Origin of the sequence: Flavobacterium sp. NRK F7, from assembly GCF_024054195.1 — a bacterium.
Lineage (GTDB): Bacteria > Bacteroidota > Bacteroidia > Flavobacteriales > Flavobacteriaceae > Flavobacterium.
In genome coordinates this window covers 223,137-249,698 of record NZ_JAMXLB010000001.1, presented here as the reverse complement: position 1 = coordinate 249,698, position 26,562 = coordinate 223,137, and the positions used below count along the sequence as shown (strand labels likewise).

The 26,562-nt window shown below is 31.6% G+C and carries 25 protein-coding genes; 13 read left to right on the top strand and 12 right to left on the bottom strand.

All coding sequences use genetic code 11. From position 1 onward, the window contains the following. From NHF47_RS01015 to gldD, 3 genes are read left to right on the top strand one after another with little or no spacing between them, the layout of a single operon-like run. Positions 1 to 450: a single-stranded DNA-binding protein gene (locus NHF47_RS01015; protein ID WP_140997357.1), complete on the top strand. Its 450-nt coding sequence runs from the start codon at positions 1 to 3 to the stop codon at positions 448 to 450. A gap of 22 nt (positions 451 to 472) precedes the next feature. Next, entirely contained in the window at positions 473 to 1,765 is a 1,293-nt protein-coding gene (locus NHF47_RS01010; protein WP_252763172.1) for a gliding motility-associated protein GldE, read from the top strand. A 2-nt stretch (positions 1,766 to 1,767) separates the two neighbouring features. Beyond that, on the top strand, positions 1,768 to 2,319 hold the full coding sequence (gene gldD, locus NHF47_RS01005; protein WP_252763171.1) for a gliding motility lipoprotein GldD: 552 nt from the start codon (positions 1,768 to 1,770) through the stop codon (positions 2,317 to 2,319). Positions 2,320 to 2,363: 44 nt separating this feature from the next. Here the strand turns inward: gldD and NHF47_RS01000 are convergent, their stop codons facing one another. Further along, positions 2,364 to 2,873, bottom strand: coding sequence for a heavy metal-associated domain-containing protein (locus NHF47_RS01000; protein WP_308219251.1), 510 nt, complete (start codon positions 2,871 to 2,873; stop codon positions 2,364 to 2,366). A gap of 107 nt (positions 2,874 to 2,980) precedes the next feature. Between NHF47_RS01000 and NHF47_RS00995 the strand changes: the two genes are divergently transcribed. After that, positions 2,981 to 3,856 (top strand): DMT family transporter, encoded by an 876-nt coding sequence (locus NHF47_RS00995; protein WP_252763170.1) that lies wholly within the window; start codon positions 2,981 to 2,983, stop codon positions 3,854 to 3,856. 51 nt (positions 3,857 to 3,907) lie between these two features. Here the strand turns inward: NHF47_RS00995 and NHF47_RS00990 are convergent, their stop codons facing one another. Beyond that, positions 3,908 to 5,962, bottom strand: a complete 2,055-nt coding sequence (locus tag NHF47_RS00990; protein ID WP_252763169.1) for a pitrilysin family protein — start codon at positions 5,960 to 5,962, stop codon at positions 3,908 to 3,910. A gap of 8 nt (positions 5,963 to 5,970) precedes the next feature. Further along, the gene (locus NHF47_RS00985; RefSeq protein WP_252763168.1) at positions 5,971 to 7,296 is read right to left on the bottom strand and encodes a pitrilysin family protein; all 1,326 of its coding nucleotides are present in this window, start codon (positions 7,294 to 7,296) and stop codon (positions 5,971 to 5,973) included. A gap of 185 nt (positions 7,297 to 7,481) precedes the next feature. On the opposite strand from NHF47_RS00985, the gene rplU reads away from it, so the two are divergent. Both rplU and rpmA read left to right on the top strand, forming a co-directional pair. Next, positions 7,482 to 8,162 carry a 50S ribosomal protein L21 gene (gene rplU / locus NHF47_RS00980; RefSeq protein ID WP_252763167.1) on the top strand — a complete coding sequence of 227 codons (681 nt, stop codon included), beginning with the start codon at positions 7,482 to 7,484 and terminating at the stop codon, positions 8,160 to 8,162. Positions 8,163 to 8,194: 32 nt separating this feature from the next. Beyond that, a complete protein-coding gene (gene rpmA / locus NHF47_RS00975) occupies positions 8,195 to 8,455 on the top strand; it encodes a 50S ribosomal protein L27 (RefSeq protein WP_140997365.1) in 261 nt (86 codons plus the stop codon). A gap of 63 nt (positions 8,456 to 8,518) precedes the next feature. Here the strand turns inward: rpmA and NHF47_RS00970 are convergent, their stop codons facing one another. Then, entirely contained in the window at positions 8,519 to 9,094 is a 576-nt protein-coding gene (locus tag NHF47_RS00970) for a hypothetical protein (RefSeq protein ID WP_252763166.1), read from the bottom strand. 48 nt (positions 9,095 to 9,142) lie between these two features. Between NHF47_RS00970 and NHF47_RS00965 the strand changes: the two genes are divergently transcribed. The 7 genes from NHF47_RS00965 to NHF47_RS00935 all read left to right on the top strand — a co-directional run bounded on the left by NHF47_RS00965 (position 9,143) and on the right by NHF47_RS00935 (position 15,990). After that, positions 9,143 to 9,928 (top strand): DNA/RNA non-specific endonuclease, encoded by a 786-nt coding sequence (locus tag NHF47_RS00965; protein WP_252763165.1) that lies wholly within the window; start codon positions 9,143 to 9,145, stop codon positions 9,926 to 9,928. A 104-nt stretch (positions 9,929 to 10,032) separates the two neighbouring features. Continuing rightward, positions 10,033 to 10,185 carry a hypothetical protein gene (locus NHF47_RS00960; protein WP_252763164.1) on the top strand — a complete coding sequence of 51 codons (153 nt, stop codon included), beginning with the start codon at positions 10,033 to 10,035 and terminating at the stop codon, positions 10,183 to 10,185. Positions 10,186 to 10,262: 77 nt separating this feature from the next. Then, positions 10,263 to 11,795, top strand: coding sequence for a vitamin K epoxide reductase family protein (locus NHF47_RS00955; RefSeq protein WP_252763163.1), 1,533 nt, complete (start codon positions 10,263 to 10,265; stop codon positions 11,793 to 11,795). A gap of 81 nt (positions 11,796 to 11,876) precedes the next feature. After that, the gene (locus NHF47_RS00950) at positions 11,877 to 12,101 is read left to right on the top strand and encodes a hypothetical protein (protein WP_252763162.1); all 225 of its coding nucleotides are present in this window, start codon (positions 11,877 to 11,879) and stop codon (positions 12,099 to 12,101) included. Between the two features lie 2 nt (positions 12,102 to 12,103). Beyond that, entirely contained in the window at positions 12,104 to 12,358 is a 255-nt protein-coding gene (locus tag NHF47_RS00945; RefSeq protein WP_252763161.1) for a hypothetical protein, read from the top strand. An 85-nt stretch (positions 12,359 to 12,443) separates the two neighbouring features. Next, positions 12,444 to 14,645, top strand: coding sequence for a peptidase domain-containing ABC transporter (locus tag NHF47_RS00940; protein WP_252763160.1), 2,202 nt, complete (start codon positions 12,444 to 12,446; stop codon positions 14,643 to 14,645). 34 nt (positions 14,646 to 14,679) lie between these two features. Then, complete coding sequence (locus tag NHF47_RS00935) at positions 14,680 to 15,990, top strand: HlyD family secretion protein (RefSeq protein WP_252763159.1); 1,311 nt, start codon at positions 14,680 to 14,682, stop codon at positions 15,988 to 15,990. Positions 15,991 to 15,999: 9 nt separating this feature from the next. On the opposite strand, the gene rodA is transcribed toward NHF47_RS00935, so the two are convergent. The 8 genes from rodA to NHF47_RS00895 all read right to left on the bottom strand — a co-directional run bounded on the left by rodA (position 16,000) and on the right by NHF47_RS00895 (position 26,542). After that, positions 16,000 to 17,253 (bottom strand): rod shape-determining protein RodA, encoded by a 1,254-nt coding sequence (gene rodA, locus NHF47_RS00930; protein ID WP_252763158.1) that lies wholly within the window; start codon positions 17,251 to 17,253, stop codon positions 16,000 to 16,002. Continuing rightward, the gene (gene mrdA, locus NHF47_RS00925; protein WP_252763157.1) at positions 17,254 to 19,167 is read right to left on the bottom strand and encodes a penicillin-binding protein 2; all 1,914 of its coding nucleotides are present in this window, start codon (positions 19,165 to 19,167) and stop codon (positions 17,254 to 17,256) included. After that, positions 19,164 to 19,667 carry a rod shape-determining protein MreD gene (gene mreD / locus NHF47_RS00920; protein WP_252763156.1) on the bottom strand — a complete coding sequence of 168 codons (504 nt, stop codon included), beginning with the start codon at positions 19,665 to 19,667 and terminating at the stop codon, positions 19,164 to 19,166. Before mreD ends, mrdA begins: the two co-directional genes overlap by 4 nt. Beyond that, entirely contained in the window at positions 19,664 to 20,494 is an 831-nt protein-coding gene (mreC, locus tag NHF47_RS00915; protein ID WP_140997377.1) for a rod shape-determining protein MreC, read from the bottom strand. The genes mreD and mreC overlap by 4 nt, the downstream gene beginning before the upstream one ends. 9 nt (positions 20,495 to 20,503) lie before the next feature. Then, entirely contained in the window at positions 20,504 to 21,532 is a 1,029-nt protein-coding gene (locus NHF47_RS00910; protein ID WP_130735703.1) for a rod shape-determining protein, read from the bottom strand. 58 nt (positions 21,533 to 21,590) lie between these two features. Continuing rightward, entirely contained in the window at positions 21,591 to 23,117 is a 1,527-nt protein-coding gene (gene purH, locus NHF47_RS00905) for a bifunctional phosphoribosylaminoimidazolecarboxamide formyltransferase/IMP cyclohydrolase (RefSeq protein ID WP_252763155.1), read from the bottom strand. A 165-nt stretch (positions 23,118 to 23,282) separates the two neighbouring features. Then, positions 23,283 to 24,317, bottom strand: a complete 1,035-nt coding sequence (locus NHF47_RS00900) for an SUMF1/EgtB/PvdO family nonheme iron enzyme (RefSeq protein WP_252763154.1) — start codon at positions 24,315 to 24,317, stop codon at positions 23,283 to 23,285. After that, the gene (locus tag NHF47_RS00895) at positions 24,314 to 26,542 is read right to left on the bottom strand and encodes a hypothetical protein (RefSeq protein ID WP_252763153.1); all 2,229 of its coding nucleotides are present in this window, start codon (positions 26,540 to 26,542) and stop codon (positions 24,314 to 24,316) included. The genes NHF47_RS00900 and NHF47_RS00895 overlap by 4 nt, the downstream gene beginning before the upstream one ends. Positions 26,543 to 26,562: the final 20 nt, after the last annotated feature.

Sequence of the window (26,562 nt, the reverse complement as noted above, 5' to 3'; positions counted from 1 at the left end):
ATGAATGGAACTTTAAACAAAGTACTTTTAATAGGTCATTTAGGAGATGAGATAAAAATGCATTATTTTGATGGAGGAAATTGTATTGGAAGATTTCCACTTGCTACAAATGAAGTATACATTAATAAAACCACAGGTGAAAAAATTACGTCTACAGAATGGCATAATATTGTGGTTCGAAATAAAGCTGCTGAAATTTGTGAAAAATACTTATCAAAAGGTGATAAAATCTATATAGAAGGAAGAATTAAATCCCGACAATGGCAAGCCGAAGATGGAAGTACAAAATACACTACTGAAATTCAAGTAACTGAATTTACATTTTTAACGACCAAAAAAGAATCGGAAGCCACCAAGCAAAATTTTAGAGACGATGTTTCTGAATCATCAAAAAACACTAATTTTGACAATTCAAACTTAGGTACTCATAATGATGATTTACCTTTTTAATGTTTAATTAATATAGTATACTTTGGATCCAGATCCTTCCAGTTTAACAAACACCATAGATTTTGAGCTACTAATTGGATTAATAGCTGTTATTTTTCTGCTTTTTTGCTCTGCCTTTATTTCAGGTTCAGAAGTTGCTTTATTCTCGCTTTCACAAAAAGATCTTGATGATTTAATTGAAGAAGATGGCAATAAAGGTTCAATTATCACACGATTATTGGAAAAACCTAAAAAACTATTAGCTACGATTTTAGTAGCCAATAATTTTATCAATATCGCTGTAGTCATCTTGTTTTCTTCAATAAGTGAAAAAATTTTCAATTCAATAAGTTCTTCTTTGCTCCGTTTTATTTTAGAAGTAGTAGTAGTTACCTTTTTAATTTTATTATTTGGAGAGGTTTTACCAAAAATTTATGCGAATAGAAATAATGTTAGTTTTTCAAAGACCGTTTATTTACCCATATCGATTTTGGATAAAGTATTAACGCCAATTACTATTCCTATGCGAAACATTATTTTGTATGTGGAAAAGAAATTTAGTGTTCAAAAAACGAGTTTTTCAGTGGATCAATTGTCACAAGCATTGGAACTAACCAATCATTCCGAAACCACCCAAGAAGAACAAAAAATTTTAGAAGGGATTGTTACTTTTGGAAATACAGAAGTGCGTCAAGTAATGAGTCCTAGAATTGATATTTTTGCATTGGATAAAGAGGAGTCTTTTTCTGAAGTAATGCCAAAAATTATCGAGAAAGGGTATTCTAGAATTCCGGTTTATACTGAAAATATTGACCAAATAGAAGGTGTTTTGTTTATTAAAGATTTGATTCCTTACATCGATGAAAAGGATTTTGAATGGCAAACACTAATACGTGCTCCCTTTTTTATACCAGAAAATAAAAAGTTAGACAATTTGTTGAAAGAGTTTCAAGGGATGAAAAATCATTTGGCCATTGTGGTAGATGAATATGGTGGAACTTCGGGGTTAGTGTCATTGGAAGATATTTTAGAAGAGATTGTAGGAGACATTAGTGATGAATTTGATGATGAAAATATTATTTATTCTCAAATAGATGATACAACCTATCTTTTTGAAGGGAAAATTAGTTTGAAAGATTTTTATAGAATTATTGATGTTAATGGAGTTGAGTTTGAAGAGAAGAAAGGTGAGGCTGAAACGCTCGCAGGGTTCCTTTTAGAAATATCTGGAAATTTCCCAAAAAAGAGTCAGAAAATAAACTTTAATTCGTATGTTTTTACAATAGAAAACGTTGATAAAAGAAGAATTAAACAAATAAAAGTTGCGATAAATTAGAGATGAAAAATTGGATTGTTATATTGTTGTTTTCTTTTTTATTGGTATCCTGTGGAGATGAAACAGTTCCGAAGCCTAAAGGGCAATTGCGTTTAGATTATCCTGAAGCTACCTATGGTTTTTTAGCAGGAACTTGTCCGTTTTCTTTTGATATTAATGATGCAGTCAAAATAAAATCTAAGGAAACTTGTTCGTTTGAACTGAATTATCCTAAAATGAAAGCTACAATATATGTAACTTATAAACCAGTGAATGATAATATTGATGATTTACTGCGAGACGCGCAAAAATTAACGTATGATCACGTAATTAAAGCCGATGATATTTTAGAACAGCCTTATATTAACAAAAAGAAAAAGGTATATGGAATGTTTTATGAAGTGGGTGGAAATGCAGCTACTAATGCCCAGTTTTATGTAACTGATAGTACTAAAAATTTTATTGTGGGAAGCTTATATTTTTATGCTAAACCTAACTATGATTCTATACTTCCTGCTGCAGATTATGTGAAGAATGATATTCGTAAGATTATGGAAACGATTGAATGGAAATAAAAAAGAGCGAATTTTATTCGCTCTTTTTTATATAGATTAGGTTTTTATAAAGTTCCCAATTCTTTTTTTTCACCACAAGCTGATTTTCCAGAACAGCAAGATTTCTTTTCTCCCTCCTTTTTTTCAGTAGAGGTAGTATTGTCTTCTTTTTTAGATTTTTTCTTTTTCTTTTTCTCTTTTTCTGAATAAAAAGCTTTGTCTTTAGAAGATTTTACATTCGAAACTTTGTAAAGTTCACCATTACCCACTTTCTCTACAGTTTGAGTTAAAGATTCTGGTGTTTGCTTTTGATTGTCAAACGTAACTGTAGCTGTTTTGTTTTCAAAATCAACTTTTGCTTCACTTACACCATCTAAACCTGCTAATTTGTTCTCAATAACTTTTGCACATCCTTCTGGACATGTCATGCCGTCAATGGTAAAAGAGGCAGTAGCTAAGTTTTCTGTAGCAATAGTGGTCGATTTATTATCTGTTGCTGTAGTTTCTTCTTTTTTACAACTTGTGAAAAGTATAGTTGTACAAACTATAAGAGCAATAAGTTTAAGGTTTTTCATAATTGATATTTTATAAAAGTAATTCAAAAATTTTAATACAAATTTATGTAAAAAATGATGGCTAAGTTAAAATAAAGTCTGAATTTTGAGCTGCTAAATTTATTTTTATGGAAAATAATAATACAAAATGGTATTTGCTAGGTTTCTTAGGATGTGTTTGGGGAAGTTCTTTTATCTTAATGCAATTGGGATTAAAAGGAGTAAATTCAGTTCAAATGGGAAGCTTACGAATTTTGTTTGCAGGCTTGTTCTTAATCTTGGTAGGTTATAAAGAATTGGCTAAAATACCATTATACAAATGGAAATTCATAGTGCTTACTTCTTTGTGTGGTACTTTTTTTCCGGTGTATTTGTTTGCTTTGGCTTTGTCTAAAATTGATGGTTCTGTAAGTTCTATTTTAAATTCATTAACACCATTAAACACACTTATTGTTGGGCTTTTGTTTTTTGGTGCAAGTGTTCAGCGAAGACAAGTGTTTGGAGTAATTATAGGTTTTGTAGGTTGTTTGTTGTTGGTCCTTTTTGGAGAAGGCAGTAATACAACTGAAAATTATTATTATGCGTTGCTAATTTTATTAGCGTCCTTATTTTATGGTATTAATGTGAATTTGATTAAAAAGTATTTATCCGATTTAAAACCATTAACCATTAGTACAGGAAATTTTGTGGTTATTTTTATTCCTGCTTTAGTAGTGCTTTATTTTTCAGATTTTTTTGTGATAGCTTCTCAAGAAAAAGTGCTAACTTCTCTAGGTTATATTGCTGTTTTAGGAGTTATAGGCACCGGTCTTTCTAATATATTGTTTTTTAAATTAATTCAATTGTCCTCTCCAGTTTTTGCGGCTTCTGTAACGTATATAATACCAGTTGTTGCTATTTTGTTAGGCTATTTCTTTATGAATGAAAGTTTGAATTTTATACAGGCTTGTGGTGCCTTCATAGTCCTTCTTGGGGTTTATTTGTCGAGTAGAAAAAATAGTTGATATAAAAAAAGCTCTCAAATAGTTGAGAGCTTTTTCTTTATTTAAAAAAGATTATTCAAAATCTTTATCTGTAACACCTTCGTTAATTTTTACTTCTGAAGTGGTTAATTCGATATCCATACCCATGTTTATGATAGTTTTGTATGGGAATTTAATTCCTTTTACATCTTTATAATCTTGGAAGTACGTTATTTGAGTCATTTTTTGACCCGCTTGTTCTAGTTCTCTAGCTTCTGCTACTTTTAATCCAGATTTTGCATTGTAATAAAAAGTTGTTTTTCCTTTTTTTATTGCATAGGCATCTTCTCCATTAATTGTCTCAATACCAGATAAAACTAAATTGGTATCGTTTACTAAGTTCAATTCTTTAAAAGTACCTGCCATTTCCTGCATTTCTTTTAAATCCTCGCCAGTAATGTCTTTTCTTTGACCTTGTTGCTCAATGTAAGCACCTTTGTCATTTACTACTTGTTTCATAAGAGTCATTCCCATTGCTTTCATTTCAAGTGACATTTTATGGTTTGACGTCTGTTTTGCCACAAGTTCAAGAGGAGTTCCTTGAATTGTTCCACTTGAAATAGTTACGGTAGATTTTACATCTTTTAATGCTTTTTCACCTCCGATTGCTTCAATATGATTTTTCAATACAGATTGCGCTGTTACACCAGCAGGAATTTCTTTCTTAACTACAGGTTTGTCTGTTTTGTTACCAAACTTATCAAAGTATAGAATAGGTAATTTTTCTTTTTTACTCATTGCCTCTAATGAAGGGAGAACATCACCTGCTTTACCTACAATAACTACTCTTGAGTTATCTGCTAAAAAGTATTTTTGAGCCGCGTTTCGGATGTCTTCTGCTGTAACTGCATTGATGTTTTTAATATAATTTTCGTAAAAATCATCTGGAAGTCCTTGGGTTTCTTTGTTTAAAGCATAACGTGCAATAGTTGCAGGTTTTTCAATTTGCATTACAAAGTTACCTACGTATTTCGCTTTGGCATTACGCAATTCTTCATCAGAAACTAGTTCCGTTCTAATTCGTTTTAATTCATTGAAAATTTCAACAACAGCACTATCCGTAACTGCATTTCTAACGGCTGCACCTGAGCGGAATTTATTAATGTATTTTCCAGAACCCAAGTTAGAGTAAGAACCGTACGTCCAACCGTGTTTTTCACGAAGATTTAAAAACAATCTTCCTTCACCACCGCCACCTAAGATTTGATTAGCTAAAATAGCAGCAAAATAATCTTTGTCGGTCATTTTTAATTGCGATAAATTAACCACAGCAACCTCTGATTGAACTGCGTTTGGTACATCAATAAAATTAATTTGACTGTATTGAACATCTACAGGATCATTGTAAGATAACGAAGGAGCAGTCGCTTTTTTCCATTTTCCGAATAAGCGTTCTACTTCTTTTTTTGTTTCTTTTACGTTGACATCACCTACGATAACCAAATAAGCATTACCTGGTACGAAGTAGGTATTGTAATTTAATTTTACATCTTCAAGAGTGATATTTTTTAAAGTTTCTTCTGTTACATATTCTCCATTGTAGTGGTTTTTTCCATAAGTAAGTGCGTTCTCTACTCTTCTAGCAATAGAAGTTACACTTTTTTCATCTGCTTTTAACCCTTCAATGGCTTTGGTTACTTCTTTGTCAAATTCTTCTTTAACAAAAATTGGATTTAATGCTCCATCTGACATTAATTCTAGTAATCTTTTTGAATATCTAGAAAGCCCATTTGCAGAAGCACCTTCGCTCCAAAAATTAATATTGGCTCCTAAAAAGTCAATTTCTTCATTAAAAGCGTCTTTTGATGTTGAAGTAGTACCATTTCCAATCATGGCGCTTAAAATTTGTGACACTCCTTTTTTGTTTCCTTCAGCATAAGGAGTGTTGTCTAAAGTTAAGGTGTAAGAAACTCTTGGTAACTTGTGATTTTCAACAATTAATACTTTTAAACCATTCTTTAAAGTAAAGCTTTCTGGTTTTTTAATATTAATAGTAGGAGCTGGTCCTGGTTTTGGTTGTGGTCTGTCTTGAGCTTGCATAGTAATTGTTAGAAACAAACTTGCTGCAATATATACTATTTTTTTCATCTTCAATTTTAGTTTTGAGTTTTGTCTTTAGCTGGAATATAATCTAAAATCATTCTTTGATTTGGATTTAAATATTTTTTAGCTACTTCTCTAATTTCCTCTCTAGTAATCGAACGATAAATATCAATTTCTGTATTAATTAAATTAATATCGCCATACAATAAGTAATAGGTTGCTAAGCTACTTGCTATTCCTTCAACACTAGCATTGCTATTTACGTATTGGTTTTCGAATTTATTTTGAAGTTTTTGGTAATCTTTTTCAGAAATTAAATCGGTTTGAACTTTAACAATTTCTTCGTCAATTTCTTTAATTAAATCATCTGAAGTTTTGCCTTGCATTGGGATACCATAAATTAGATACATACCATAGTCTTCTTGACTATTATTAAAAGCACCAACTTGTAAAGCCATTTTTTTATCATCTACTAATTTTTTGTACAATTTCGAACTTTTACCGTCTGACAAATAGGATGAAATCATATCTAAAACTCTAGCATCACGCGTTTTCATTGACGGCGTTCTGTAAGTAGCTAATACCATTGGTAATTGAACATTAGGATCTTCCCAAGTTGTTCTGAACTCTTTAGTAATAGGTTCTTCTGTATATGTTTTGCGTTCTACAGATGGTCCCTTTTTGATAGGTCCAAAATATTCTTTAATCCATTTTTTAGCGTTTTCTTTATCGAATTGTCCTGCAACAACTAAAACTGCATTATTTGGAATGTAGAATTTTTTGTTAAATGCTTGAAACTCTTCTAAAGTAGCAGCGTCTAAATGTTCCATCTCTCCAATGGTTGTCCAACGGTATGGATGTACTTTAAACATATTTTGTTTTACTGCTTTAAAAATGTTACCATATGGTTGGTTGTCTACTCTTAAACGTTTTTCCTCTTTTACAACTTCATTTTGAGTGTCTACTCCAATTTGATTGATTACAGGATGCATTAATCGTTCTGACTCCATCCATAACGCTAGTTCTAAATTATTTGAAGGAAATACTTCGTAATAATACGTTCTATCGTCTGTGGTGTTTGCGTTGTTGTTCCCTCCATTAGCGGTTACCAGTTTAAACCATTCTCCACGTTCAATATTTTTAGTTCCTTCAAATAATAAATGTTCAAAAAAGTGAGCAAAACCTGTACGGTTTGGTTGTTCGTCTTTAGCACCTACATGATACATTACAGATGTAATGACTACGGGAGCTGAATTATCTTGATGAAGCACAACGTGTAATCCGTTGTCTAAATCATATTCATCAAAAGTTACTTTTTGGGCGTAAGTTGATCCGCCTATAAGAAGCGCTGTACTCAAAGCCATTAAAGATTTTTTCATATGTTAATATTTGAGTTATTTTTTCAATGTGTCGTTATTTAATTCATAATGTTACAATTTTTGATAAAAAAAGATAAGTTTCTTTATTAATGAAATTAAGATTAAAAAAAATCATTCGCTTGTTGCTTGAATAATAAATTGTTGTATATTTGCACTCTTGAAAAATTAACTAAATTCATATTCGTATGTATGCAATCGTAGAGATAGCAGGGCAACAATTTAAAGTAAGCAAAGACCAAAAGGTTTATGTACACCGTTTAGGAGAAGAAGAAGGAAATAAAATTTCTTTTGATAAAGTTCTTTTATTAGACGATAATGGTACTGTAACTCTAGGCGCCCCAGCTATAGATGGAGCTTCTGTAGAAGCTAAAGTCTTAAAGCACCTTAAAGGTGACAAAGTAATCGTTTTCAAAAAGAAAAGAAGAAAAGGTTTCAAAAAGAAAAACGGTCACAGACAATCATTAACTCAAATTATTATCGAAAGTATTGTTGCTTCAGGTAGTGCTCCAAAAAAAGCAGCTCCTAAAAAAGAGGCAGCTCCTAAAGCTGAGAAAGCAGCAGATGCTCCAGTAGCAGAAAAAGCAGCTCCAAAAGCGAAGGCTTCAAAAAAAGGTGATGATTTGAAAAAAATTGAAGGAATAGGTCCTAAAGCTGCTGAGGCTTTAGTAGCTGCTGGAATTGATACATTTGCTAAATTAGCTAAAGCTAGTGCAGAATCTGTAAAAGAAATTTTAGATGCTTCAACTTCAAAACTTTCTCACTTAGACCCAACAACATGGGGACAACAAGCTCAATTAGCTGCTGATGAGAAATGGGATGAATTACAGAAATTACAAGACGAATTAAACGGCGGTAAAGCAGTTTAATTTTAATATTAACTTATAAAACTTAAAACGTCATGGCTCACAAGAAAGGTGTCGGTAGTTCTAAGAATGGTAGAGAATCAGAATCGAAACGTTTAGGCGTTAAGATTTATGGTGGTCAAGCTGCAATTGCTGGTAACATCATTGTTAGACAAAGAGGTTCTAAACACAATCCAGGTGAAAATGTTTACATGGGTAAAGATCATACTTTACATGCTAAAGTTGACGGTGTGGTACAATTTCAAAAGAAAAAAGATAACAAATCTTATGTTTCAATTGTTCCATTTGAAGCATAATCATTTATATCTCACATAAAAAACCAGCAGTAATGCTGGTTTTTTTATTTTTAAAGTATTCTATTAATCTAATTTAGATAATTTTTTTTCTGCTTTCTCTAAATCGTTTTGTTGTTTATTCAGTTTTTCTTCTTTTTTTAAAATTTTCTCTTTCCATTTTAACTCATCATTCGGACTTAATTTTCCTTTTAACTGATTCTTTTGAAGATTTGCTTTCTCTTTAGTAATGTCTTTCTTTTGGTCGGCTATCTTTTTTTTGATTTGAGAAATATCTTTTTTAGCATCCTCTCTTTTTTCTTTAGCTTTTTCGGCTTCTTTTATTTGTTTTTCTCTTTTCTTTTCTGCTTTTTCTCTCTCTTTCTCCGCTTTTTCACGTTCTTTTTCTGCTTTTTCTTGTTCTTTTAAAGCTTTCTCTCTTTCTTTTTCAGCTTTTTCGCGCTCTTTTTCCGCTCTTTCCTGTTCTTTTTTTGCTTTTTCCTCAGCTTTTAATTGTTCTTTTTCAGCTTTGAGTTGCGCTTTTTCAACTTCTAATTCCTTTTCTGTTTTAATTTTGGGCGTAGCAACTGAGTCTTTAACTTCTTGAGATATAGCTAGCTGCATTCCGAAAAATAGTAGTAACAGTAATGATTTGGTTTTCATATCTTTTTATTTAATTTTAGCTTCACAAATATAATTAAATCAGCTTAAATGTCTAAAAAGGTATTTTTATTTATAATTCTAGGATTCATTGCGATATCTTGTAGAGATCATTTGGCAAATAAGACCTTGCCTGAATTACTCATTCCTAATGATGATGCTTTTATTGGATTTGACTATTTACCTACAAACACAACAGGAGCTGTTTATAAGAAAAACACCTATGTCTTGTCTTATTCAGAAGTACACGAACAAGCGGAATGGGTAGCTTATGTGTTAAAAGCGTCAGACATAAAAGAAATGGATTATAAACGCCCTTATTTTGAAGTTGATCAAGATATTTTGACTGGCGCTGCCGATTGGAGAAATTATAAAAAATCAGGTTATAATAAAGGACATCTCTGTCCAGCTGGTGATCGAAGAGCGAGTTTTAAAGATTTTAAAGAAACTTTTTTAACTTCAAATATTGCTCCACAACGGTACGACTTCAATGCTGGAATTTGGAATAGATTAGAACAAAAAGTCAGATATTGGGCAAAAAGACAAGACTCGATTTATGTCATTACTGGTGGTGTTTTAACTGATGATTTAGATGTTATTGGTTATGAAAGTGTTGCAGTGCCTAACTATTTTTACAAAGTTTTGTTGTCCAAAGATCATAAGAAAATGATTGGTTTTTTATTACCTCATAAAGAATCAAATAAACCTTTATATAATTATATTGTTCCCGTCGATAGTATTGAAGTAATGACAGGAATTGATTTTTTTCCAGAACTTGATGATGTTATAGAAAAAAAATTAGAGTCCTCTAAAACCTATGATAACTGGGATTTTTGAATTTAACATTTTAGGTAATTTTATTGTAATTAGGAATAGTATTTATTTAGTAGTATTGTATATGACTTAATCAATAAGATAATTCATTTAAATACTATATAATTATGAAAAAGTCCATTTTAAACCTAATAGATGTAACCGTTTTATCTAAGAAAGAACTAAAGGTTATTAAAGGACAATTAAAAGATTGCATTGATCCAAATACTAATCAATGTAAATATTACAGTTTAGCTTGTGCAGATCCTTGCAGAATATAGTAACTGTAACAAAATAATAAGTTAAGGATAGCGTTTTTTAGTTTTTAAATTGCACTATTCTTTTTAAATTTTTTTCTATGATTTCTATTGTAAAAAAAATTTTGCAAATAAACCATTATAAAGAACAACAATATTCTTTTGAAAATCTTTTTTTATCTCACCCCAATTATCCTAGTCTTTATGCAGTAACGGATACATTAGATATGTTGCAAATAGAGAATGTTGCTGCTCAAGTACCTAAAGAGCAATTTTCTGCTTTACCCGATTCTTTTTTAGCGGTTGTTTCAAATGATATTGTGCTGGTTCGACGATTGGCTCAAGAAGTAAGTATTGAAACGGAAAAAGAAGGGAAAAAGAAAGTATCCTTCGAAGCTTTTTTAGAGCAATGGACAGGAGTGGTTGTTGCTATAGAACCGAATGAAATAACCCAAAAAGAACGCTTACCTTTAATGAATACTACCTATGTAGGCTTAGGTGTTTTACTGCTAGTTTTATTAGGATTGACCTTTCGCGAGTTTACGTTACCCTTTTTATTAACTTTTTTATGCAGTAGTATCGGATTGTTTTTAAGTGTAGTTATTATTGATGAAAAGATAAACAAATCGGAAGGTGTTATTTCCAAGATATGTTCCTTTAATGCGCATACATCCTGTGATTCGGTTATAAAATCTGAAAGCTCTCGCCTAACTAAATGGTTGGATTTTTCGGATTTACCCATTCTTTTTTTTGGTACAAGTATCCTTTTATTGCAATTGGCTCCAGCTTCCTATGCTATTGTAAATTTTCTGAGTCTTTTGTCATTACCTATGGTGGGCTATTCGATTTGGTTACAAAAAGCGAAACTAGGAAAATGGTGTGTGTTGTGTTTAGGTGTTTCTATGTTGTTGGTGCTAGAGTCGCTATTATTTGTTGGTTTTACCAAAGATTTTTCTTTCTATTATTTAGGTTTAATACAAGCAAGTGTGGTAGTGTTTTCGGTTTGGTTTTTTATAAAACCTATTTTAAATCGAAAAGTTACTTTAGAGAAGGAGAATGTTACTTTGTTGAAGTTTAAGCGTAATTTTTCGATTTTTTCTTCCTTACAAAAACCAGTTTTGGAAGTTGAAGTTTTGCATAGTATACCTACTATTATTTTGGGTAACAAAGAAGCTTCGGTAAGAATTGATTTAATTTTAAGTCCGAGTTGTGGTCATTGTCATACGGCTTTTTCACAAGCAATCGATTTGTTACAACAATTTTCAGATAGACTTCAAGTTGGTATTTATTATAATTTAAATACCGACAATTTAGATAACCCGTATTTAATAGTAGCGAAAACCATTCTTCAGTTGCACAAAGAGCATCCTCAAATGGCAGAAGCTGCATTAATGGATTGGCACATTGAGGGAATGAGTTTAAAAGATTGGAAAGCCAAATGGACCATTGGTATTATTGATTTTGAGGTGGAAGAGAATTTAAGAAGTGAATATACTTGGTGTATGAAAAACGAGTTTAATTACACCCCTGTAAAGCTGGTTAATGGTTCGCTTTATCCAGATGAATATGAGCTACAAGAATTGAAATATTTTATTTCAGAATTAGCCGAAAAAGAAGAAGCTGTATTGGTTTAAAAATATTGTTGCAACGATAGTCAAGATACTGCATTTGACTTTAAAATAATGCGGTAAAAAACAAATTATAATATTTAAATTATGAAAAAAACAATTTTAAATTTAGTTGGCGCTCAAGAGTTGACTAAAAAAGAGCAAAAAAATGTAAACGGAGGAATTACAGAAGGAATGGCAAGATGTTGTAAAAGCAGAACCCAATTAGGAGGAAGCTGCAATTCTTCTTATCCATATGTGAAAGGTGGATGGTGTTGTTCAGTGCCGGATCCAAACACTTGTGCTCCAATATTAATTGATTTAATTGACTAATCATGAAAAAGACAATTTTAAATTTAGTAGGTGCTCAGCTATTGTCAAATAATGAGCAAAAGGAAATAAATGGAGGTAAGTTGCCACCATCACCATCATGCAGTAATGGAACTTTTCCTGTTTCAGTAAGTAACTGTTTATGCTATAATGGAGGTACTTATTCTCCTACTTCTCAATCATGTTCAAATAACCAACCTACGGGTTTTGTTTGGGAAAATGCAACAGGATGTTGTTATAATCTTATGATGGAACTTTAAAATCTATCGAATTAAATTTTACTGTCTAGAATTTGTTTCTAGGCAGTTCTTTTTTATTATTTTTGATAAAAATCTAAACAAACTCTTGAAAAAATTTCCTTATTACATCCAAACTGAAAGTAAAGATTGTGGGCCTACCTGTTTAAAAATTATTGCCAAATTCAATGGGAAAGTTTTAAATACACAAATGCTTCGTGAACTTTCGGAAACTACTAGAGAAGGAAGTAATTTACTAACTTTGAGTGATGCAGCAGAAGCGATTGGTTTTCGCTCTTTAGGAGTAAAGATCTCTCTAGAAAAATTACAAGAAGCGCCACTTCCATGTATATTGCATTGGAATAAAAATCATTATGTTGTTCTATATAAGATTAAAAAGAATAAATACTATATCTCTGATCCAGCTATTGGTCTTATTGAATATACGGAAGCAGAATTTTTAAAATTTTGGATTGGTAATAATGCAGACGAAACTACAGAAGAAGGTATTGCTTTGTTATTAGAACCCACTCCTAAATTTTACGAGTCTGAATTGGATTTAGATAAAGACGAAGATGGAAAAACCAAGTTTGGTTTTAGTTTGTTATCAAAATATATTTATCGATACAAAGCGTTTGTTATTCAATTAGCGATAGGATTATTAGCAGGTAGTTTATTACAGTTAATTTTTCCTTTTTTAACCCAAAGCGTTGTAGATGTTGGGATACAAAACCAAAATATTCATTTTATCTACTTGGTTTTATTAGCACAATTGTTTTTATTTTTTGGAAAAACTGCTTTAGAATTAATACGAAGCTGGATTTTATTGCATTTGTCTACCCGAATTAATATAGCTTTAATTTCGGATTTTTTTATCAAACTAATGAATCTTCCTATTTCTTATTTTGACGTAAAAATGACGGGAGATATCATGCAACGTATTAATGATCACCACCGAATAGAACGGATTTTAACGACCTCTTCTTTAAATGTATTATTCTCCATGATTAATATGGTTTTAATGGGAGGAATTTTAGCCTATTATAACCTTGGGATTTTTACAGTCTTTTTTATTGGAAGTTTACTCTATTTTTTATGGGTTATTTTGTTTTTAAAAAGAAGAGAAAAGTTAGATTACAAGCGTTTTTCAGAAGTGTCTCAAGAACAAAGTAAGGTAATTGAGTTGATCAATGGAATGCAAGAAATAAAATTGCATAATGCAGAAAAGCAAAAAAGATGGGGTTGGGAATATATTCAAGCGCGATTGTTCCGAGTTTCTATGAAAAGCTTGGTCTTGGAGCAAACACAAGGTATTGGCTCTAATTTCATAAACGAATTAAAAAATATTATTATCATCTTTTTGTCTGCATTAGCTGTAATAAATGACGGACTTACTTTAGGTGAAATGATGGCAATTACCAGTATTGTTGGGAGTTTAAACGGACCAGTTATTCAATTAATAGGTTTTATTAGAGAGTTACAAGATGCTAAAATTTCATTAGCAAGATTGTCAGAAATTCATGAGATGAAAGATGAAGTAGAAGACGAAAATGAAAAAACAAGAGAAATACCAGAAAATGATATCCTTATCAAAGACTTATCGTTTCGTTATACAGGATCAGATGTAAATGTCTTGGAAAAACTAAATTTAACGATTCCTGCCAAAAAAGTAACGGCTATTGTTGGAACCAGTGGCAGTGGGAAAACAACGTTAATGAAATTATTATTAAAGTTTTATGAGCCTCAAGAAGGGGATGTTTTAATTAATAAAACGTCTTTGAAAAGTATTTCTCAGAAAGCCTGGAGAAACCATATAGGATCTGTAATGCAAGAAGGATATATTTTTAGTGATACGATTGCGAATAATATTGCTGTTGGTGTCGATATTATTGATAAAGAACGTTTACAATATGCAGCTGATGTTGCTAATATTAAAGAATTTATTGATGATTATCCCTTGCGATATAATACCAAAATAGGTGCGGAAGGAGTTGGAATGAGTACAGGACAAAAACAACGTTTGTTAATTGCTCGTGCTGTTTATAAAAATCCAGAAATGCTTTTCTTTGATGAAGCAACGAGTGCGTTAGATGCGAACAATGAAAAAGAGATTATGGAAAAGTTAGATGTGTTTTTTAAAGACAAAACGGTTTTGGTTATTGCACACCGTTTGAGTACAGTAATGAATGCAGATAAGATAGTAGTTTTAGAAAAAGGGAAAATAATTGAAACTGGAACACATACTGAATTAGTTGCTTTAAAAGGAAGCTATTTTAAATTGGTTAAAAATCAATTGCAATTAGGAAACTAGAATAAGAGAATAAAATTTAGATAAGAAAGAAACAATGCCAAACGAGAATAGAAACAATGAGTTGCTTCCAGCCTCTGATATTGAATTAAGAAGTGAACAAGTTCAAGAAATATTAACTAAGGTTCCACATTGGATGATTCGATGGGGAAATTTAGTTATTCTGATATTATTGTTGATGGTTTTGTTGTTTTCATATTTTATTAAATATCCAGACATTAATACAGCAAAAATCACAATTACCACAGCTATTCCTCCTGAAAAATTAGTTGCCAGAACTTCAGGTAGAATAGAAGCTTTATTAGTGAAAGATAATACTATTGTACCTCAAAATACACCTTTAGCAATTATTGAAAATACGGCTAATTATAAAGACGTTTTCTTGTTGAAAAGTATTACAGATACGATTCAAATTGATAAAAGTCCTTTTCCGTTTCAGAAATTACAATTTACACAATTAGGAGAAGTAGAAAGTGCTTTTGCAGTTTTTCAAAAAGAATATAGTGCAAATGATTTATTAAAGGTGTTAAAGCCTTACCAAGTTGAATCAAATGCACAAAATTTCGAAGTTAATCAATTGAAAGAAAGGTTATTACTGTTAGAGTCACAAAAAGAAATCAATCAATCGGAATTAGAATTAGAAAAAAATCAATTGGATAGACAAGAATTGTTATATAAAAGAGGTGTGATTGCAACTCAAGAATTTGAAAAATTTAAATTGGCTTATTTGCAATCTCAAAAAAACTTTAAAAACTTATTAAGTTCAATTTCTCAATTGAAATCATCCTTAAATGATATAAATAGAAATAGTAAAAATACCACAATCAATGCTACTAAAGATGCGGTAAACCTCGAAAGAAATGTGATTCAATCTTTCTTTCAATTGAAAAAAGCAATTAAAGATTGGGAGTTGAGTTATGTATTGCGAACTTCAATGAAAGGTAGAGTTTCGTTTTTACAACTTTGGTCTGAAAATCAAACGGTGGCTTCTGGAGATTTGGTCTTTTCAGTAGTCCCTATTCATGCGGATACATACATAGGAAAAGTAGTTGCAGAAGCACAAAATTCGGGAAAAATTAAAAAAGGACAAACTGTTCATATTCGTTTGGCTAATTTTCCAGATAGGGAATATGGTATTGTTCAAGGTGTGGTACACAATATTGCAGCAACTCCAGATAAAGAAGGGAATTTATTAATTGATGTAAGTTTGCCTAACGGTTTAGAAACCTCTTATGAAAAGAAAATTATTTTTCAACAAGAAATGACTGGAACTGCTGATATTGTAACAGAAGATTTACGTTTAATAGAACGCTTGTTGTATCAGTTTAGAGATGTTTTTAAAAGATAAATGAAGTACCTACCATTCGTTTACTTTATTAGCATCTAGCTTCACAAAAATAAAGAGCATAATCGTAAAGGCCCACAAACTCGATCCGCCGTATGAGAAAAAGGGGAGTGGTACACCAATGGTTGGGAATAGTTTAATAAGCATCGCAATGTTTACAAAGAAATGGGTAAACAAATAACTGGCTACGCAATAACCATAAACACGACTAAATTTTGTCTTTTGTTTTTCAGCTAATACAATTATTCTTAAGAATAAAGTTACAAAAAGGATGATTACTACAGAAGAGCCTATAAAACCCCATTCTTCACCTACAGTTGTAAATATATAGTCGGTATGCTGTTCTGGAACAAAACCACCTTTGGTTTGTGTGCCTTCTAAATATCCTTTGCCAGTTAAACCACCAGATCCAATAGCAATCATCGATTGATTTAAGTTGTATCCTTCTCTTTTAATATCTACATCTTTACCTAATAATACATCAATACGGTCTTTTTGATGCGGTTCTAAAACATTTGTGTACATATAATTTACAGAAAAAGTAAATCCTGATATAACAATAAAAATGAGAATGTAAAGTATGGGATTTCTCTTTATTCTTCGTTCTTTGAAATAAAAAACGAGCATTACTAATCCAATCCCTATCATAATATATTTAGGATCTATTGTGAGTGCGAGAAAAAATAAAACAATCGCACTAAAACCAGAAAATAGATACCACGCAGGAAGTCCTTCTCGATTTAAAACGAATATCAGAGAAAGAAAAATCATTGCACTTCCAGCATCTGGTTGTAAAAGAATTAATAAAACAGGAAGTAATATAATTCCAAAAGCAAGTAACTGATCCTTTAGATTTTTTAAATTAATTTGTGGAAAACTGAGGTATTTTGCTAATAATAACGCGGTTCCTGTTTTTACAAATTCGGAAGGTTGAAATCCAAATCCTCCAAATTGATACCAGTTAGTCTGCCCCTTTTTGGTTACCCCAAAAACAAACAAACCTAATAGAAGAATGATTCCAATACCATAAAAAATAAAAGAAAACCGTTCAAATATTTTGGCATCCAAAAAAAGTAATATTAAGATTAAAGGGATGGTTAAGATTACAAAAAGCATTTGCCTTCCATAGGTTTGCTTAATGTCGAATATAGAGGTAACCTCTAAAGATAAAGAAGCAGAATAAATGGTAAGCCAACCCATTATTACTAGAGTGGTATATAATAAAACGGTCACCCAATCAATGTTGCCAATACTTTTTCCTCTCATTTAATTAACTTCCTCCTCTTTTAGTGTTAAACTAGGTTTTGTGTCTTCGATAGTTACGGTTTCCGTAAATCTTTGATAGATGATGTTCTCTATTTTTTTGTATTCCTCTTCTAAAGAGCCGTTTAACATTCGCGTTTCTAAATCGGTTCTCGTGATTTCTCCATTCACATATTTTTCAATCATTAAAGTAGCAATAGGGCCAGCCCAACGATTCCCCCAATATCCATTTTCAACAAAAACAGCAATTGCTATGGTAGGATTTTCTTTTGGAGCAAAAGCTACAAAAATGGAATGATCTTTTAACTGATAGGTTTTACCGGCTACTCTAATTTTGTTCTCAGCAGTACCCGTTTTTCCGCAAATTTGCATGTCTTTTACTTTTAAACTTGCAGCAGTTCCTTTGTTATATACATCTGCTAAGCCTTCAATAACAGGTTCAAAATGTCTAGCATCTACTGTTGAAACGTGTTTAGTGGTGAATTTTTTATCTAAAGGTTTGTCTTTTATTTTTTTTACAATATGCGGTGTGAAGTAATATCCTTTATTGGCAACAACTGCCATCATGTTGGCTAATTGAAGTGGCGTTGTTAAGATTTCTCCTTGTCCAATTCCATTTGAAATTATGGTAGAACCTCGCCAGCCACCATTTGGATATAATCTTTCATACGTTTTTGAAGTAGGAATGTTTCCTTTTTTACCAATTGGCAAATCGGTTCCCATATAATTCCCTAAACCAAAACTTTTCACATGATTAGACCAAACATCCACCCCTTTGGATGAATTTTTAAACTTATCGATAGTATTTCGATAGACACTACAAAAGTAGGTGTTACAGGAATTGTAAATTCCATTGTTTAATTTGGATAATCCAGAATCGTGACATTTCATAAAACGTCCAGCTCCATAGGAAAAACCATGGTGACATACAAATCCTGTTTCTGGAGTAATCACTTCTTCTTGTAAACCAACCAAACCCGTTAGAATTTTGAAGGGTGAACCTGGTGGATACTGTGCTAAAAGACCTCTGTCAAATAAAGGATTGGCAATGGAATCATGATACAAAGCGGTATAGTTTTTTGATCGTTGTCTTCCAACTAATAAAGCAGGGTCGTAAGTGGGAGCTGATACTAAAGCTAAAATCTCTCCTGTTTTAGGTTCGATAGCTACAATACCACCTCTTTTGTTTATCATTAACTCGGTACCATATTTTTGTAATTCATAATCAATAGTAAGCGTCAAATCTTTACCTTGTTGCGATAGGGTGTCAAACTTGCCCTCTTTGTAGGAACCAATCACTTTATTGTATTTGTCTCTTAATAGGTATTTTACTCCTTTAACACCTCTTAAAATGTCTTCATATTCTTGTTCTACACCTTGTTTGCCAATTAAATCGCCACTATTATAATAGGGGTTCTTTTTGATAATTGCTTCATTTACTTGGGTGATAAAACCAAAAATATTGGCTCCAAAATCAACTTGGTAATCACGTAAGGCTCTTTTTTGGGTATAAAACCCTTCAAATTTTCTCTCTTTTTCTTGAAAAGCCGCATATTCTTTTTTATTCAATTGCGCTAGGAAAACGGAAGGTAATCTCGGACTGTATACGGTTGCTTTTCTGATTTTTTCAATCAATTCTTTTTTGTCAATTTTTAATAAATTACAAAAATCTAAGGTATCCAAGTTTTTTATTTCTCGAGGAATTACCATGATGTCATAAGAAGGTTGATTCGCAACCATTAATTTTCCATTACGATCATAAATATAACCTCTTTCAGGAAAATCAAAAACTTTTTTGATGGCATTATTCTCAGACTGAAGCTTTAAAGAATCATCTACAATCTGTAAATAAAAAATACGCACAATCAATACAATTGCGGCGATTATTATGATAGATGGCAATACAATTTTCCTCATCGCTTATTCGGTTTAATAAGATAAATAATCAGTAAACAAATAATAAATGAAAGTATGGTTGAGATTAAAGTCGAATATATAATTTCAAAAAATAAAGTCAAGCTAAAATATTCAAAGAAAAACAACACAAAGTGATGAATGAAAAGAGCTAATAAGACATAAGAAACTCTTTCTGATGTAATTTTATCTGCTATTTTGACTGTTTGGTATTCGTAACTAATTCCAAATGAAAAGCGAAATAAATTAGGCCTTACAAAGGCTAATGCAGTACAAGCCATTGCATGAATTCCATGTGAGTTACTAAACATGTCAATTATTAAGCCAATAAAAAAACTACTAATTAATAACACACTTTTATTTCCATTTACTGGGAATAATAAGATAAATAAAACATACGGGTATGGATTCGCAAACCCAAACATATTGATGTTGTTGAATAAAATTACTTGCAAAAAAACAAGTAATATAAAGCGTACGATATTTAGGATGTTATTATTCAATTCGCTTCTCTAATGGTTTCTTTTTCTAACTCTTGTTTCTCTTCTTTGTATTCATTTCCTATTACATATACATAACCTAAAGCAGTCATATCATTAAATAACCTCACATTTATAGTGTAATAGTTGGTCTTCTTATCGATAAAAACCTTTTCAATTTTACCAATCGGAATGTTTTCTGGAAAAATTTCTGAATCTGCTCCAGTTACAATGGAATCTCCTTTTTTTAAACTAGCCAATCGAGGTACATCAGTAAGCTGAACATAACCTACATTTTTTCCATCCCAATTTAAAGTTCCAAAATGAGTTGAATTTTTAATCTTCGCGTTAATTTTTAATTCAGTATTTAAAATGCTAATGATAGTGGCATAATTTTTAGAAGTCTTTTCTATAATTCCTACAATACCTTTATCATTTACAACACCCATACTCGGTTTGATACTGTCTTTGGTTCCAGCATTAATCGTTAAAAAATTTTGCCTAACATTATACGAATTCTTAATCACTTTCGCTTTCGTTACCGTATAGAATAAAGCATCATTGAATTTTAATTTTTTCAAATCTAAAACGGTATCTTTTTGGTTAAATAAGATTTGTTTTAATCGAGCATTCTCTTCAGCAAGTAATTCGTTTTTTTCTTTTAAGCTAAGATATTCGTTAAATGAATTAATGTTTTCATAAACTCCTCCTGTTATATTATTGGCGCTATTAATGTACTTACTTCTATGAAAGGAATGAGACTGTATAATGAGCGCAAATGAAATACCCAAAAGCAGCAAAAACAGCAATCTATAGCTGTTTTTTATAAAGAAATATAGTATTTGCTGCATGAATTATCTTTATTTTATAAGAATGCTTTTGTATTTGCCAAGATTTTTTAACGCTATTCCTGTTCCTCTTACAACAGCTCTCAATGGATCTTCTGCGATATAAACAGGTAAATCAGTTTTTATAGAGATTCTTTTATCTAGACCTCTTAACATAGAACCACCACCCGCTAAATAAATCCCTGTGTTGTAAATATCAGCAGCTAATTCTGGAGGCGTTTGTGATAACGTTTCCATAACGGCATCTTCAATTCGTTGTATCGATTTGTCTAATGCTTTTGCTATCTCTCTATACGAAATGTCAACTTGCTTTGGTTTACCAGTTAATAAATCTCTACCTTGAACTTGCATTTCTTCTGGTGGACTGTCTAAATCTTCTGTAGCGGCACCAATTTGAATCTTAATTTTTTCAGCTGTAGTTTCACCCACAAATAAGTTGTGTTGTGTTCTCATATAATAGATGATGTCATTAGTAAATACATCACCTGCAATTTTTACAGATTTGTCACAAACAATACCACCCAACGCAATTACTGCAATTTCAGTTGTACCTCCACCAATATCTACAATCATATTCCCTTTTGGTTGCATGATATCAACTCCAATACCAATAGCAGCAGCCATAGGTTCATGAATTAAATATACTTCTTTACCATTTACACGTTCCGCTGATTCTTTTACCGCACGCATCTCTACTTCCGTTATTCCAGAAGGAATACAAATTACCATTCGTAAAGCGGGTGTAAAAAGTTTCTTTTTTAATGCTGGAATGCTTTTAATTAGCATGCTAATCATTTTTTCTGAAGCATCAAAATCAGCAATAACCCCATCTTTTAAAGGTCTAATGGTTTTAATGTTTTCATGTGTTTTCCCTTGCATCATGTTGGCTTCTTTCCCGACGGCTATAATTTTACCACTAATACGATCCCGTGCAACAATAGAAGGACTATCTATTACTACTTTGTCGTTGTGAATGATTAAGGTGTTTGCTGTACCAAGGTCAATTGCGATGTCCTCAGTCATGAAATCAAAAAATCCCATATGCTTTTTTAGGGGTTTATGTTAGTAAAAATATTCGTGTTTTACAAATGTAATAAAATTAATGTTTAAAATGACGTGTTCCCGTAAATACCATAGATACATTATTTTCATTACAATAATTAATGCTCAATTCGTCTTTAATAGAGCCTCCAGGTTGAATGACCGAAGTAATTCCTGCTTTATTTGCAATTTCTACACAATCTGGAAAAGGAAAGAAAGCATCACTTGCCATCACCGCGCCAATTAAGTCAAATTCAAAAGAACGCGCTTTTTCAATTGCTTGTCTTAAAGCATCTACTCGTGAGGTCTGTCCTGTTCCTGAAGCACATAATTGTTTGTTTTTAGCTAAAACAATAGTGTTCGATTTGGTATGTTTACAAATTTTTGAAGCAAAAATTAAATCTTCAATTTCTTCTTCTGTCGGTTTTGAACTAGTAACGTTTTTTAGGTGCTCTTTCGTATCTGTTAGGTTGTCTTTATCTTGAACTAAGATGCCATTTAAGCATGTTCGAACTTGTTTTGTTGGTAATGCAACATCATTGATTACTAATAAAATTCTGTTTTTCTTTTCTTCTAATAAATCGATTGCATCTTTATCAAAAGCTGGTGCAATTACCACTTCGCAAAATAGGGAATGAATTTCTTCTGCAGTAGCTAAATCAATGGTGCCATTTGCGATTAAAACACCACCAAAGGCAGAGGTTGGATCACCTGCTAAAGCATCTAGGTACGCTTCTTTCATAGTGGCTCTTGTTGCAATTCCACAAGCGTTATTGTGTTTCAAAATCGCAAATGTAGGGCTGTCATTTTTAAACTCATTCATTAAATTAACAGCTGCATCAACATCTAGTAAGTTGTTGTACGATAATTCTTTTCCGTTTAATTTGGTAAACATTTTATCAAATTCTCCAAAGAAAAATCCTTTTTGATGTGGATTTTCTCCGTAACGTAACGTTTCTCCTGCTGCCATACTTATTTTTAAGTAGGTTTCATCTGTATTGAAATAATTAAAAATCGCAGTATCATAATTCGAAGAAACATGGAACGCTTTGGTTGCCAACCATCTTCTTTGCTCTATAGTTGTAGCCCCACTTTCATTCGTATAAAAATCTAAAAATGGTTTGTATTCTTCAACAGAAGCTACTATTACAGTGTCTTTAAAGTTTTTAGCAGCTGCTCTAATTAAAGAAATACCTCCAATATCAATTTTTTCAATAATATCGGCTTCACTTGCTCCAGAAGCTACTGTTTTTTCAAAAGGGTATAAATCAACAATTACTAAATCGATTTGAGGAATGTTATATTCTTCCATTTGAGCAACATCGGAAGGATTGTCTTGACGGTTCAAAATTCCTCCAAACACTTTAGGATGCAATGTTTTTACTCTGCCTCCTAAAATAGAAGGATAATCGGTTACATTTTCAACAGCTACGACTGGAATCCCTAAATTGGTAATAAAAGTTTCTGTGCCTCCAGTAGAATAGATGGTTACTTGATTTTCATGAAGTGCTTTTACAATAGGTTCTAATCCTGTTTTGTCAAAGACTGAAATTAAGGCAGAAGTAATTTTTTTCGTTGTGCTCATAGTGTGTTGTGTTGTTGTTTAGTTCCAAAAAAAAGACGTTTTTGTTATGTATTTTTTTTGGAGTAGTTTTTCGTTGTGCAAAAGTAGTTATACTTATTAAAACTTTCAACAATTATAGACACAGAAAAGCACTTTTTTTAATAAAATTTTGTTCTAATGATAATTTTAATTTTCAACTGGGAATTTATCAAAATAAGCAGCAATTTTTTGAATTTGCTTAAAGTCTTCTTTTTTAAAACTAAATTCAATAACGGAATTACTTTCTTCTCCTAATTTATTAATATCTTGAGCCCAACAACAAAAGCCTGCAGTCTGACTCTTCTCATCATAGTAAAAGTTTTCAAAACCATCATCCCAAGCAATGAAAAGTTGGCCTTTGTATATTCCTTTTGCAGTTATAGTTATAGGTGCTTTTTCATCATTAATAGGATGAATTAATGTTTGTAATTCTATAGCAAAACGCAATAATTCATAGTCTCTTTTGGGTATTACAATTCTAAATCCTACGTCGGCTCTTTTTAAAAGTTTATTGTGATTGACTTTTGAATTAGCTTGTACATGGTCGGCATCTTCAAAAAAACTACCACCCATTAAGGTCATAGTGTTTTCATCAACATAACTGGTAGATGATTCAGTAATTTCCCATACGTTGCCACGCATATGGTACAATCCATATAAATTAGGCTGTGTACAAGTAATGCAACTAGGTTTTTCATTTTTAGCATTATACAGATAAACGATGTTTGTATTAATTCCATTTTTGTCTTTTTTGTCTTTCGAAAAGCCAATAGATGCAGCATATTCCCATTCTCTTTCACTAGGCAACCGAAAGGTAACCTGATAATATGAAGATAACCATTCGCAATAGGCTACAGCATCATTGTGATTTACATTCACAACAGGTAATAATGGATTATGCCCTTTGGGTTGAGATGGCATTTTACGTTTTGTTTTTTTACAAAAAGTTTCAAAATCATGTCCACTAATTTCATAATTGAGCATATACAATGGTTCAATTTCTCTAGACGCTACAATATAAGTTTTTTCAAAAAGGGTATCGTCTGGATCAAGCATAGTTGCAAACTCTTCTTCGCTTTCCAAATACGAAAAATGGGCAAGATTGTTGAGTTGTGCAGTGATGCTATTGATTAGCAAAAGGGAAAGACAAACTAATGAGTATTTTTTAAAAAATGAAATCATATGCTTTTAGGTTTCGTTTTTTTAATAGCATTATAAAGATACGGTAAGTATATCGATTTTTCTTGTTTTCTAGCAAGTTCTTGTTGAATATGTTCTAATATGATATAGCCATAATCGGCATCGTATTTTTTGGAAGCTGCTTTAGTCAGTAAGGCTTCAAAGTCATATTTTACATTATCGTCTTTTGGTTTTACAAATTTGACATTAGCATCTAAAGGATAGGAATAAGTATTGCTTAGTATAATATTGGTGAGTAATAATAAATAGGCTACATCTTCTTCTTTTTTTTCAGAATTGAGTTGGGCGTAATTAGCAAAACAGATAGCACTTTCATAATCTTTACTACAAGTTGAGGCTAGAGCGGCCTTTGTCATCAAATCTTTATAAACGGTGTTGTTATAGGTGAAATCATAACGTAATGAAGGAAGAAGTTCTTTTGCAATGCTTACAGCTAGGTTGTCATTTTTATTATCATAGGCATTATTGAAGGCTTCGATTTTTGAAGCATTAATTTCTTCCCAAGTTTTTTTAGTAACATTTTTTTCCCATTGATCATAAGTTTGAATAATTTGCTTGAAAGTAGTACTCGAGTTACCTAAGTTTTTTTTTTCAGATAAACTGGGTTCGTGTTTTTTTAATAAATAAATCAGTTGATTATCGTTGTTACCAAAGTAAGATACAGGTGTTCCTTTTTTAATCATTTTTACAATTGGATGTAAAACTTTTGAAGATGCTTTCATATCATCTTTTTTAAAAAGTGATTTGGACCAAAAAATCAAAGCTCTTGAATAACAATTTTGAATAGAAATGTCATTGGTAGCCAGACTGTTTTTGTCTTTGGAAATTTTAATCGTATTTAAATCGACTAATTCCTTTTTGGGATATTGTTTTAAAAGGGCTTGTTCAAATTTTTGCGCTTCTTGTATGGCTAAATCATAATTAGCGGAATAATATAAAGCAGCAATTTCAAAAGAGTATATCTCCCAATACGTGGTAGGTTTAAAATCTTTAGTATATAAATCGACACTGGTTCTTTCTCGGTTTAAGAGTTGATAGGCGTCAAAATAATAACCGTTATAGTATAAAAGATACCCTAAATTAACACGCCATTGTATTATGTTATTGGTAAAATTTCTCATTGAAATTACCCTTTTTAAATTGGTATTGTGATTTGCTAAAGCTGAAAAATATTCAAATAAGGCTAAATTGGCTTTGTTTTGAGCAAAATAAGAAAGCCCTCTTTTTTCGAATTCGTTAATGTCTGCTGCGAAACTAGAGTTTGGAACCGAAACGGTTGTTCCAGATAAATAGCGATACGCATTGGTTGCAGGATGAAATCCAAATTGTGCTTTCCCATAAGCATAAATGGAATTGATTTTTTTAAAAACATCCGTAGGAACTACTTTGTTATAATTATAATCATAATAAATATTGTAGTAGTTATAAGTATCTACTAAAACCCTATTCAAAATGGCTGATTTTTCTTCCCCAGAAATAGTAGGTGAGAGTAAAGTTCTTTCTATCAATAAGGCATAAATATCTAAATAAGTAGGTAGTTTTTCGCCTTTAAATAAATTGTATTTGTTCTGAGTTTCGGTAATAAATTGTTTGGTTTTTGCATCCCATTCATTCAATTTTGTGAGAAACGTATTTTTTGTAGTATTTGACCAATTGGTAAATTTTATTTTTTCCTCAGCTGCTTTTTTTTCATTTTGAATTCTTAAGTTTTCAGCAGCAATTCGATCTTGTTCTGCTTTTGCTTGTCTTCTTTCTTCTTCTTTTGCTTGTCGTTGTCTTTCCCATTCATTTTCTTCATCAATAGAAAGATGATAATCGCAATCATAACGATAGGAATCGGTATACTTGTCGTTATCATCATATAAGCCTGAAGAAGAGCGAATTCGATTACGAGCTTGTTGGGCACTGCTTTCGGATTCATATACATATACGTTGGCACGATATTCTTTACTCCATGATTTGTATCTAAACCAATTACTAAAATCTTCTCGAATTATTTTTTCAATGGCATACTCTCCTCGACTACCCCATTCACAAGAAATCGATTTTACAAATGATAAAATGATATGGCCATTTTTTGTTGAGGTTTGTTGGGTAAAATAATATACAGTCTTGTATCTTTTAGGGGTAAGGTCGGTAGCGAAAATAGTACTACACATGCCTGAAAATAGAAGTAAAAATGGTAAAAGTGTTTTTTTTGAAATCATAGCGAACAGTTTTTAAAGAA